Annotated in this window: 7 protein-coding genes; all 7 read left to right on the top strand. The window is 71.5% G+C overall.

Translation table 11 applies throughout. The features are described 5' to 3' along the window. Nucleotides 1-6: 6 nt before the first annotated feature. From ACWEN0_RS29365 to araA, 7 genes are read left to right on the top strand one after another with little or no spacing between them, the layout of a single operon-like run. Complete coding sequence (locus ACWEN0_RS29365) at nt 7-1,500, top strand: sugar ABC transporter ATP-binding protein (RefSeq protein WP_451980723.1); 1,494 nt, start codon at nt 7-9, stop codon at nt 1,498-1,500. Continuing rightward, the gene (locus tag ACWEN0_RS29370) at nt 1,497-2,528 is read left to right on the top strand and encodes an ABC transporter permease (RefSeq protein ID WP_451980460.1); all 1,032 of its coding nucleotides are present in this window, start codon (nt 1,497-1,499) and stop codon (nt 2,526-2,528) included. Before ACWEN0_RS29365 ends, ACWEN0_RS29370 begins: the two co-directional genes overlap by 4 nt. Further along, a complete protein-coding gene (yjfF, locus tag ACWEN0_RS29375) occupies nt 2,525-3,508 on the top strand; it encodes a galactofuranose ABC transporter, permease protein YjfF (protein WP_451980463.1) in 984 nt (327 codons plus the stop codon). The genes ACWEN0_RS29370 and yjfF overlap by 4 nt, the downstream gene beginning before the upstream one ends. A 29-nt stretch (nt 3,509-3,537) precedes the next feature. After that, complete coding sequence (locus ACWEN0_RS29380) at nt 3,538-7,347, top strand: LamG-like jellyroll fold domain-containing protein (RefSeq protein WP_451980466.1); 3,810 nt, start codon at nt 3,538-3,540, stop codon at nt 7,345-7,347. 24 nt (nt 7,348-7,371) lie between these two features. After that, nucleotides 7,372-9,000, top strand: a complete 1,629-nt coding sequence (gene araB / locus ACWEN0_RS29385; protein ID WP_451980469.1) for a ribulokinase — start codon at nt 7,372-7,374, stop codon at nt 8,998-9,000. Then, entirely contained in the window at nt 9,000-9,740 is a 741-nt protein-coding gene (locus ACWEN0_RS29390; protein WP_451980472.1) for an L-ribulose-5-phosphate 4-epimerase, read from the top strand. Before araB ends, ACWEN0_RS29390 begins: the two co-directional genes overlap by 1 nt. A 13-nt stretch (nt 9,741-9,753) precedes the next feature. Beyond that, the gene (gene araA / locus ACWEN0_RS29395; protein WP_451980475.1) at nt 9,754-11,253 is read left to right on the top strand and encodes an L-arabinose isomerase; all 1,500 of its coding nucleotides are present in this window, start codon (nt 9,754-9,756) and stop codon (nt 11,251-11,253) included. Nucleotides 11,254-11,266: the final 13 nt, after the last annotated feature.

An 11,266-nucleotide genomic window follows, 5' to 3' on the forward strand; every position in this document is an offset into this window, starting at 1 on the left:
CTGACCATGACCGGGATCCGCAAGGAGTTCCCCGGCGTCCTCGCCCTCGACGACGTCGACTTCCGCCTCTTCCCGGGCGAGGTCCACGCGCTGATGGGCGAGAACGGCGCCGGCAAGTCCACCCTGATCAAGGTGCTGACCGGGGTGCACGGGGTGGACGCGGGCACGATCACCCTCGCCGGGACCGCCGTCGCCTTCGGCGGCCCCGGCGAGGCCCAGCGGGCCGGCGTCAGCACGGTCTACCAGGAGGTCAACCTCTGCCCGAACCTGTCCGTGGCCGAGAACGTCTGCCTCGGGCGGGAACCCCGCCGCTTCGGCCGCATCCAGTGGGGCCCGATGCGGCGGCGGGCCGAGGAGCTCCTGGCCCGCCTCGACGTCCACGTGGACGTCTCGGCCGAGCTGGGCACCTGCTCGATCGCCGTCCAGCAGCTGGTCGCGATCGCCCGCGCGCTCGACGTCGACGCGCGGGTGCTCGTGCTCGACGAACCGACGTCCAGTTTGGACAGCGGCGAGGTCGAGCAGCTGCTCGGGGTCGTCCGGTCGCTGCGCGAGCAGGGGATGGCGATCCTGTTCGTCTCGCACTTCATCGACCAGGTCTTCGCCGTCGCCGACCGGATGACCGTGCTGCGCAACGGGAAGCTGATCGGCGAGTACCGCACGGCCGACATCACGCCGGTCGACCTCGTCACCAGGATGATCGGCAAGGAGCTGCAGGTCCTCGAGAAGCTCGAAGACTCCGGCCCGACCCGCGCGGAGGTCGCGGACGCGCCGGTGCTCCTGTCCGCCGAAGACCTCGGCCGCAGGGGCGGCGTGGCACCGTTCAGCCTCGACATCCACGCCGGGGAAGTCGTCGGGCTCGCCGGGCTGCTCGGTTCCGGGCGCACCGAGCTGGCCCGGCTGCTCTTCGGCGCCGACCACGCCGACAGCGGAACCGTCCGCCTGGACGGGGAGGCCGCGAACCTGCGCACCCCGCGCGCCGGGCTCGACCACCGCATCGCGTTCTGCTCGGAGAACCGCAAGACCGAAGGCCTGGTCGAGGAACTGACCGTCCGCGAGAACATCGTCCTCGCGCTCCAGGCGTCGCGCGGCTGGGCGCGGCCGCTGTCGCGCCGGCGTCAGGACGAGATCGCGCGCAAGTACATCGAGACGCTCGACATCCGCCCCGCCGACCCCGAGGCGCTGGTCGGCAACCTTTCCGGCGGCAACCAGCAGAAGGTCCTGCTGGCCCGCTGGCTCATCACCGAGCCGCGGCTGCTCATCCTCGACGAGCCGACCCGCGGCATCGACATCGGCGCCAAGACGGAGATCCAGCGGCTGGTCACCCGGCTGTCGGCCGACGGCATGGCCGTGCTGTTCATCTCCGCCGAGCTCGACGAGGTGCTGCGGCTGAGCCACCGCGTCGTCGTGCTGCGCGACCGGAAGGTGGTGGCGCAGCGGGAGAACCGGGCGCTCACCGCCGACGAGATCATGGCCACGATGGCCGAGGGAGCCGTCTCATGACCAAGCACCGGTTGTTCTGGCCCGTCGTGGCGCTGCTCGCGCTGCTGGCCGGCGACCTCATCGCGCACCCGGCGTTCTTCTCGATCGAACTGCGCGACGGCCACCTCTACGGGAACCTCGTCGACATCCTCAAGAACGGCGCCCCGCTGATCCTCATCGCGATCGGCATGACGCTCGTCATCGCCACCCGCGGCATCGACCTCTCGGTCGGCGCGGTCGTCGCGATCAGCGGATCGCTGGCCTGCCTGTGGATCGCCGACCACCCCGGCGGCGTCGGCGCGACGCTCGTCGCGGTCGGGCTGGCGCTGGGGCTTTCGCTCGTGCTCGGCGGGTGGAACGGCTGGCTCGTCGCGGGGCTGGGCATCCAGCCGATCATCGCGACGCTGATCCTGATGGTCGCCGGCCGCGGGATCGCGCAGCTGATCACCGGCGGGCAGATCATCACCATCAACTCCGGCCCGTACGAGTGGATCGGCAGCGGCTTCGTGCTGACGCTCCCGAGCGCGATCCTCGTCGCCCTCGCCGTGTTCGTGCTCGCCTCGCTGCTGGTCCGCCGCTCGGCGCTCGGCCTGCTGGTGGAGTCCGTCGGCGGCAACCCGGAGGCCAGCCGGCTCGCGGGACTGCGGTCGGCGCGGCTGACCTGGCTGGTCTACGTCTTCTGCGCGCTGTGCGCGGGCATCGCCGGGCTGATGATCAGCGCCAACGTGCACAGCGCCGACGGCAACAACGCCGGTCAGTTCATCGAGCTGGACGCGATCCTCGCCGTCGTCATCGGCGGCACCCAGCTGACCGGCGGCCGGTTCTCCCTCGGCGGCTCGGTCATCGGCGCCCTGCTCATCCAGACGCTGACCACGACCGTCTACGCCCTCGGCATCCCGCCCCAGGCGATCATGCTGTTCAAGGCCGTCGTCGTGCTCGCGGTGTGCCTGCTGCAGTCGCCCGCCTTCCGCCGCAGGCTCCGGCGGCGGCGCCGGCCCCACCCCCGCACCCCGGCCACCGCGCCGGAGAAGGTCGAGGTCGCGGCATGACCACGCTCGCCCGGGTCAAGGGCTACCGGCCACGGCAACGCCACCTGCCGATCCTGGCGACGATGGCCCTGCTCATCGGCGCCTACGTCTTCGGCGCGTCGAGCTACGAGGCGTTCGGGTCCGGGCAGGTCGTCCTGGACCTGTTCATCAACAACGCCTTCCTGCTCGTCGTCGCCGTCGGCATGACGTTCGTGATCCTCACCGGCGGCATCGACCTGTCCGTCGGCTCGGTCGTCGCGCTGTCCACAGTGGTCTCCGGCGACCTGCTGCAGAACCACGGCTGGCCGGTGCCGGCCGCGGTCGCCGCGGTCCTGGCGATCGGCGCGCTGCTGGGCGCCGGCATGGGCGCGCTGATCCACGTCTTCGAGATCCAGCCGTTCATCGCCACCCTGATCGGGATGTTCTTCGCCCGCGGGCTCTGCTACACGATCACCACGCAGGCGTACTCGATCGACAACCCGACCATCGCGACCCTGGCCCAGACGCAGATCCCGCTGGGCGGCGAGCTGCACATCTCGATCAGCGTGGTCGTCGCGCTGGTGGCCGTGGCCGTCGCGGCCTACGTCCTGGCGTTCACGCGGTTCGGGCGGACGGTCTACTCGATCGGCGGCAACGCCCGGTCCGCGGTGCTGATGGGCCTCAAGGTCGGCCGCACGAAGATCGCGGTGTACACGATCAGCGGCTTCTGCTCGGCGCTCGGCGGCCTGCTCCTCGTGCTGTACAAGTCTTCCGGCGACCCGCTCAACGGCATCGGCCTGGAGCTGACGGCGATCGCGGCGGTCGTCATCGGCGGCACCCTGCTCACCGGCGGGTCCGGCTACGTGCTGGGCACCGTGCTCGGGATCATGGTGCTGGGCATCATCCAGACGCTGATCACCTTCGACGGCACCCTCAACTCCTGGTGGACGTCGATCATCACCGGCGCCCTCCTGTTCGTCTTCATCGTCCTCCAACGCCTCGTCACCCGACGGGCTCGCTGACTGTGAGCGCTCACACTCGAAGGAGAGTCATGCCCCGCAGATTCCGGCGCCCCCTGGCCGTGCTCGCGGCCCTGACCCTGTTCTCGGCCTTGCCCGTGACGGCCGCGGCGGCCGACCCCGACCCGGCGCTCGCCGGGCACTGGACGTTCGACGAAGGCAGCGGGACGACCGCCGCCGACACCGCGGGCAGCCACCCCGCGACGCTGAACTCCGGCGCGGGCTGGGGCCCGGGCCTCCGCGGCGGTGCCCTGACCACCGACGGCACCAGCGGCTTCGCCGATGCCGGAGCGCCCGTGCTCGACACGACGAAGAGCTTCTCGGTCAGCAGCTGGGTGAAGCTCGACAAGACCTCGGGTTACCAGACGTTCGTGAGTGTCGACGGCAGCCAGGTCAGCAATTTCTTCCTGCAGTTCCGCGACGACTCGCGCCGGTTCGCCTTCACCCGCCTGGCCGGGGACGCCCCGGCCGACGGCGTCGTCGCTTCGGCGAACTTCGACCCGGTGGCCGGCCAGTGGTACCAGCTCACCGGCGTGTTCGACGCGGCCGCGTCGACCCTCGCGCTCTACGTCGACGGCACCCGCCAGGCCACCGTCGCCGCGCCCGCGGGCTGGGCCGGGACCGGGCACCTGGTCATCGGCCGTGGCAAGTACGGCGGCAATCCGGTGGACTACGTCGACGGCACGATCGACGACGTCCGCGCCTACACCGGCGCGCTGACCCCGGCCGCCGCCGCCCGCCTCGCCATCGCCGGGCACTGGACCCTCGACGAGGGCACCGGCACGACCGCGGCCGACGACTCCCTCGACGCCCGCACCGCGACCCTGTCCGGCGGCGCGACCTGGGGCGACGGCGTCGTCGGCCCGCACGGCGTCGCCCTCGACGGCACCGGTTCCGCGGTCGAGGCGCCCGCGCCGGTGGTCGACACCGCGCAGAGCTTCTCGGTGTCCGCCTGGGTAAAGCCGACCGCGGCGACCGGCTTCCGGACCGCCGTCAGCGTCGACGGCTCGGCGATCAGCGGCTTCTACCTCCAGCGCGCCGCCGACGGTCGCTTCGCGTTCACGCGCCGGGCGTCCGACGGCGACAGTGCTTCGTCCTCTGCGGTCTCGACACTGCCCGCGCAGGCCGACCAGTGGCAGCACCTCGTCGGCGTCTACAACCGGGCGGCGGGGACGCTTTCGTTGTACGTCAACGGAACCCTGCAGCAGAGCGTCCCGTTCACCACGCCGTGGACCGCGGGCGGGCACCTGGTCATCGGGCGCGGCAAGTGGGCCGGCGCCCCGGCCGACTGGTTCGCCGGGGGTGTGGACGACGTCCGCGCCTACCCGACGCCGTTGACCGCGTCCGCCGTCGCCGCTCTGGCCGCGAGCGGCTCGTGGCACTTCGACGAGGGCACCGGAACGGTCGCGCGTGACTCGTCGGCCAACGCGGCCGACGGGGTTTTGAAGGGCGCGACGTGGACCGCGGGCGCGGCGGGCAAGGCCGTCCAGCTCGACGGAAATTCCACTGTGGACATGGGCACGTCGCCCGCGTTCGACACCGGCACCGGCTCGCTGTCCCTGGCGGCTTGGTTCCGGACGACGGCCGACGGCACCCTGGCCGACCACGGCGACGGCTACGCGCTCGGCGTGACCGGCGGCAAGCTCACCGCCCGCGTCGGCACGATCCAGGTGACCACCGCCGGCGGCCGGCTCGCCGATGGCAACTGGCACCACGCCGCTGTCGTCCTTGACCGCGCTTCGCAGCGGCTCACCGTCTACGCCGACGGCGACGCCTCGGCGGTCACGAGCACGTGCGGCACACCCACCGGCACCACGCTGGACGTCTCCTCCTGCCCGGCTTCCGGGACCGCTGCCGCTCCGCTGACCGTGGGTGCCGGGTTCACCGGCACGATCGACGAGCTGGAGCTGCGCCGCTTCCCGCTCACCGCGGCCCAGATCGGCACCTTGGCGGGGGCGAACCAGCTGGCGGTCGACGCCACCGTCGTCCGCGCCAACACCCGCCCGACCACCTACGGCTCGATCCTGGAGGACATCAGCCACTCCGTCGAGGGCGGCCTCTACGCCGAGCTGGTTCGCAACCGCACCTTCAAGGAGGCCTACCAGGGCGGCAGCGGCGCGGGCGACACCCCGGTCCCGTACTGGTCCCTGCTCGCCTCGGCCGGTGCCACCGGCACGTACGCGATCGACACCGCCACGCCGCTGAACACCGCTTTGGACCGTTCGCTGAAGCTGCACGCCGAGGTGGTCCCGGCCGGTGGGCGAGTAGCGGCCGCGAACGTCGGCTACTACGGCGTCGCCGCGAAGCCGTCCACGAAGTACACGGGCAGCTTCTTCGCGAAAGGCACGTGGACCGGCGCGGTCCGCGTCAGCCTGGAGAAGCCGGACGGCACCGTACTGGCGAGCAAGGACCTCGCGGCTCCGGGCGCGGCGTGGGCGCAGCAGACGTTCAGCTTCACCACGCCGTCGACGATCTCGCCGTCCACCGACAACCGGATCGTCGTCTCCCTGGTGAACACGGGGAAGAAGGTCCTCGCCGGGGACGCCTGGTTCCAGCAGGTGTCGCTGTTCCCGCCGACGTTCAAGAACCACGGCGTCCGCCTCGACCTCGGGCAGAAGCTGGCGGCGATGAAGCTCGGCCTGTTCCGCGTCCCGGGCGGCAACTACCTCGAGGGCAACACCCTCGACACCCGGTTCGCCTGGAAGAACACCATCGGCAAACCGGAGGAACGGCCGGGCCACCAGAACACCGCGTGGGGCTACTGGTCCACCGACGGCTTCGGCATCCTCGACTACCTCAAGCTGTCCGAGGACATCGGCGCCCAGCCGCTGCTGGCCCTGTTCGCCGGCTACACGTTGAACGGCCAGCACGTCAGCCAGGCCGACTACCCGCAGTACGTCCAGGAAGCCCTCGACGAGATCGAGTACGCCATCGGCGACGCCACCACGACGTGGGGCGCGAAGCGGGTCGCCGACGGGCACCCGGCGCCGTTCGACCTGCACTACGTCGAGGTCGGCAACGAGGACTGGTTCGACGGTTCCGGGTCCTACGCCTGGCGCTTCACCGACATGGACAACGCGATCAAGGCGAAATACCCGCAGCTGACGGTCATCGCGACGACCGGCGGCCTGCAGGGCGGGCCGGCGTCGAGCACGTCCACCGGGGTGCGCCCGGACGCCGCGGACGACCACTACTACCAGTCGCCGCAGTGGTTCACGGACAACTCGACGCGCTACGACACCGCGGACCGCTCGGGCCCGGAGATCCTCGTCGGCGAGTACGGCGCCCAGGACGGCCGGCCCACCGGCACCCTGGCCGCCGCCATCGGCGAGGCGGCGTTCCTGACCGGGCTCGAGCGCAACAGCGACGTCGTCATCGGCTCGATGTACGCGCCGGTGCTGGTGCAGGAGAACCAGTCGAACTGGCCGGTCAACCTGATCGGCTTCGACGCGGGGAGCAGCTACGGCTCGCCGTCGTACTGGGTGCAGCAGATGTTCTCCAGCACGCTCGGCAAGCAGATCGTCAGCAGCCGCCTCAACCAGGGCAGCCCGCTGCGGCAGGTGGTCAACGTGACCACCAAGGGCGGGAGGAAGACCTTCACGGTCAAGCTCGTCAACCCGACCGGCCAGGTGCAGACGACGCGGCTGGCGCTCACCGGCGTCACCGCGGTGGACGGCACCGGGACGCTCACCACGCTCACCGGCGACCCGGCCGCGCGCAACAGCCTCGCCGCGCCGGCCGCGATCGTGCCGCGGACCAGGGAGATCACCGGCCTGGCCGCGACTTCGAAGCTCACACTGCCGGCCGACTCCGTGACGACGCTCGTCATCACCGGCCGCTGAACACACCAGTGAGGAGAGGACACCGTGGCAGAACCACTCACCGTCGGCGTCGACTTCGGCACGCTGTCGGGCCGCGCGGTGGTCGTCCGGGTCCGTGACGGCGCCGAGCTCGGCAGCGCGGTCTTCGAGTACCCGCACGGCGTGCTCGACGAGACGCTGCCCGCCACCGGCCGCGCGCTGCCGCCGGACTGGGCGCTGCAGGTGCCCGCGGACTACGTCGGAGTGCTGCGCAACGCCGTGCCGGCGGCGGTGCGGGACGCCGGCGCCGACCCGGCCGACGTCATCGGCGTCGCCACCGACTTCACGGCGTGCACGATGATCCCGACGACCGCCGACGGCACGCCGCTGTGCGAGCTGCCGGAGTTCGAGGGCAACGCCCACGCGTACGTCAAGCTGTGGAAGCACCACTCGGCCCAGCCGCAGGCCGACCGCATCAACGAGCTGGCCCGGGCCCGCGGCGAGAAGTGGCTGCCGCGCTACGGCGGCCTGATCTCGTCGGAGTGGGAGTTCGCGAAGGCGCTCCAGGTGCTCGAAGAAGCTCCGGACGTCTACGCGGCGATGCGGCACTGGGTCGAGGCGGCCGACTGGATCGTCTGGCAGCTGACCGGCGTCTACGTCCGCAACGCGTGCACGGCCGGGTACAAGGGCATCCTGCAGGACGGCCACTACCCGAGCCGCGACTTCCTCCGCGAACTCGACCCGGGCTTCGAGTCCTTCGTCGCGGACAAGCTCGAACACCCCCTGGGCGAGCTGGGCTCGCGCGCGGGCAGCCTGACCGCCGAAGCCGCGGCGTGGACCGGGCTGCCGGAGGGCATCGCGGTCGCGGTCGGCAACGTCGACGCCCACGTCACCGCGCCCGCCGCGAACGCCGTCGAGCCCGGCCAGATGGTCGCGATCATGGGCACCTCGACGTGCCACGTGATGAACGGCGCCGAACTGCGCGAGGTCCCCGGCATGTGCGGGGTCGTCGACGGCGGGATCGTGACCGGGCTCTGGGGCTACGAAGCCGGGCAGAGCGGCGTCGGCGACATCTTCGGCTGGTTCACCGACCACTTCGCCCGCGACGGGCACGACCGGCTCACCGAGCTGGCCGCGCGGCAGGAGATCGGCGAACACGGCCTGGTCGCCCTGGACTGGCACTCCGGCAACCGCTCGGTCCTCGTCGACCACGAGCTGTCCGGCGTCATCGTCGGCCAGACCCTCGCCACCCGCGCCGAGGACGTCTACCGCGCGCTGCTGGAGGCCACCGCGTTCGGCACCCGCAAGATCATCGAGACGTTCACCGCCGCCGGCGTCCCGGTCACCGAGCTGATCATCGCGGGCGGCCTGATGAAGAACACACTGCTCATGCAGATCTACGCCGACGTCACCAACCTCCCGCTGTCGGTGATCGGCTCGGCGCAGGGCCCCGCGCTCGGCTCGGCCATCCACGCGGCCGTCGCCGCCGGCGCCTACCCGGACATCCGCGCGGCCGCCGCGGCGATGGGCTCGGTCCAGCGGGCGGTCTACCGGCCGGTGCCTGAGAACGTCGCCGCTTACGACGAGCTCTACGCGGAGTACACGACGCTGCACGACTACTTCGGCCGCGGCGGCAACGATGTCATGCACCGTCTGGCCGCCCGCCGCCGCACTGTCGCGAAAGGACGGTCCTGATGTCCCTGACCGACGAAGTCCTCGACACCGTCGCCGAACTGCGCGAAACGGTCGCGAACCTGCACGGCGAGCTGACCCGCAACGCACTCGTCATCTGGACCGCGGGCAACGTCTCCGCGCGGGTGCCCGGCCGCGACCTGATGGTCATCAAGCCGTCGGGCGTGTCCTACGACGACCTGTCGGCCGACACCATGGTGGTCACCGACCTGCACGGCGAGCTGGTCCACGGCGAACTCGCGCCGTCGTCCGACACCGCCGCGCACGCCTACGTCTACCGGCACCTGCCGGAGATCGGCGGCGTCGTCCACACCCACTCGACCTACGCCACGGCGTGGGCCGCGCGCGGCGAGCCGATCCCGTGCGTGCTCACGATGATCGCCGACGAGTTCGGCGGCGAGATCCCGGTCGGCCCGTTCGCGCTGATCGGCGACGACTCCATCGGCCGCGGCATCGTCGAAACGCTGCGCACGAGCCGCTCCAAAGCCGTGCTGATGCGCAACCACGGCCCGTTCACCGTCGGCCGCACCGCGCGCGACGCGGTCAAGGCCGCCGTGATGGTGGAGGACGTGGCCCGCACCGTGCACAAGGCCTTCGAGCTGGGCACGCCCGAACCCCTGCCGCCCGAGGACGTCGACCGGCTCTACGCCCGGTACCAGAACGTCTACGGCCAGCCCACCGTCTTTCGGGGGCCCCGGGTGGCGGAGCCCCCGGCCCCGGGGCGGAGCCCCGGATGTCACTGATTCAAGGAGAACGATGACCCGCGCGTCGAAACCCCAGCTCTGGTTCCTCACGGGGAGCCAGGCCCTCTACGGCGAGGAGACCCTCGAGCAGGTCGCCGGCCAGTCCCTGCGCATCCAGCAGCTCCTGGCCGCCGCCGGCGGGCTGCCGGCCGAGATCGTCGGCAAGCCGGTGCTGACCGAAGCGTCGTCGATCCGGCGCGTGCTGCAGGAAGCCAACGCCGACGCCGCGTGCGTCGGCGTGATCGCGTGGATGCACACCTTCTCGCCCGCGAAGATGTGGATCACCGGGCTGGACGCGCTGCGCAAGCCGCTGCTGCACCTGCACACCCAGCTCAACGAAACCCTCCCGTGGTCCACGATCGACATGGACTTCATGAACCTCAACCAGGCCGCGCACGGCGACCGCGAGTTCGGGTTCATCCAGACGCGCCTGGGCGTGCCGCGCAAGACCGTCGCCGGCCACGTCGCCGACCCGGCCGTGGTCGCGCGGATCGACGCGTGGGCGCGCGCCGCGATCGGCGCCGACCACCTCCGGAACCTCCGGCTGGCCCGGTTCGGCGACAACATGCGCGACGTCGCCGTCACCGAAGGCGACAAGGTCGAGGCCGAGCTGCGCTTCGGCGTCTCGGTCAACACCTACGGCGTCAACGACCTCGTCGAGGTCGTCGACGCGGTGTCCGATGTAGACGGTCTTGTCGCGCAGTACGCCGAGGACTACGACCTCGTCCCGGAGCTGGCGGCCGGGGGAGCGCGGCACGAATCACTCCGCTACGCGGCGAAGATCGAGGCCGGGCTGCGAAAGTTCCTCAGCGACGGCGGGTTCGGCGCGTTCACCACGAACTTCGAGGACCTCGGCGGCCTGCGTCAGCTGCCCGGCCTCGCCGTGCAGCGGCTGATGGCCGACGGCTACGGCTTCGGCGGCGAGGGCGACTGGAAGACCTCCGCGCTGCTGGCCGCGGTCAAGGCGATGGGCGTCGGCGTCGGCTGGGGCACCTCCTTCATGGAGGACTACACCTACCACTTCGGGCCGGGCACGCCGAAGATCCTCGGCGCGCACATGCTGGAGGTCTGCCCGAGCATCGCCGCCGCGAAGCCGTCCTGCGAGATCCACCCGCTCGGCATCGGCGACCGCGAGGACCCGGTGCGGCTCGTGTTCGACGCCCAGCCCGGCCCCGGCGTCACACTCGGCCTCGTCGACCTCGGCGACCGGTTCCGCCTGGTGGCCAACGAGATCGAGGTCGTCGCGCCGGACGAGCCGCTGCCCAACCTGCCCGTCGCGCGGGCGGTCTGGGAGCCGGCGCCGACGCTGGCGACGTCCGCCGAGTCGTGGATCACCGCCGGCGGCCCGCACCACACCGTGCTCACCCAGGCCGTGGGCACCGAAACCCTTCGCGACTTCGCGAACCTCCTCGGCGTCGAGCTGCTGGTGATCGACCGCGACACCACCCCGCACGACTTCGCCGACCGCATCCGCTGGAACCAGGCGTACCACCGGCTCGCTCAGGGCTTCTGAGAAAGGAAAGGGA

It is taken from the genome of Amycolatopsis sp. NPDC004378 (assembly GCF_053602455.1).

What these genes read in the sequence shown, in the direction of transcription:
- ACWEN0_RS29370 (WP_451980460.1), top strand. Translation starts at nt 1,497, where the DNA reads ATGACCAAGCACCGGTTGTTCTGGCCCGTCGTGGCGCTGCTCGCGCTG.
- araA (WP_451980475.1), top strand. Translation starts at nt 9,754, where the DNA reads ATGACCCGCGCGTCGAAACCCCAGCTCTGGTTCCTCACGGGGAGCCAG.
- ACWEN0_RS29380 (WP_451980466.1), top strand. Translation starts at nt 3,538, where the DNA reads ATGCCCCGCAGATTCCGGCGCCCCCTGGCCGTGCTCGCGGCCCTGACC.
- ACWEN0_RS29365 (WP_451980723.1), top strand. Translation starts at nt 7, where the DNA reads ATGACCGGGATCCGCAAGGAGTTCCCCGGCGTCCTCGCCCTCGACGAC.
- yjfF (WP_451980463.1), top strand. Translation starts at nt 2,525, where the DNA reads ATGACCACGCTCGCCCGGGTCAAGGGCTACCGGCCACGGCAACGCCAC.
- ACWEN0_RS29390 (WP_451980472.1), top strand. Translation starts at nt 9,000, where the DNA reads ATGTCCCTGACCGACGAAGTCCTCGACACCGTCGCCGAACTGCGCGAA.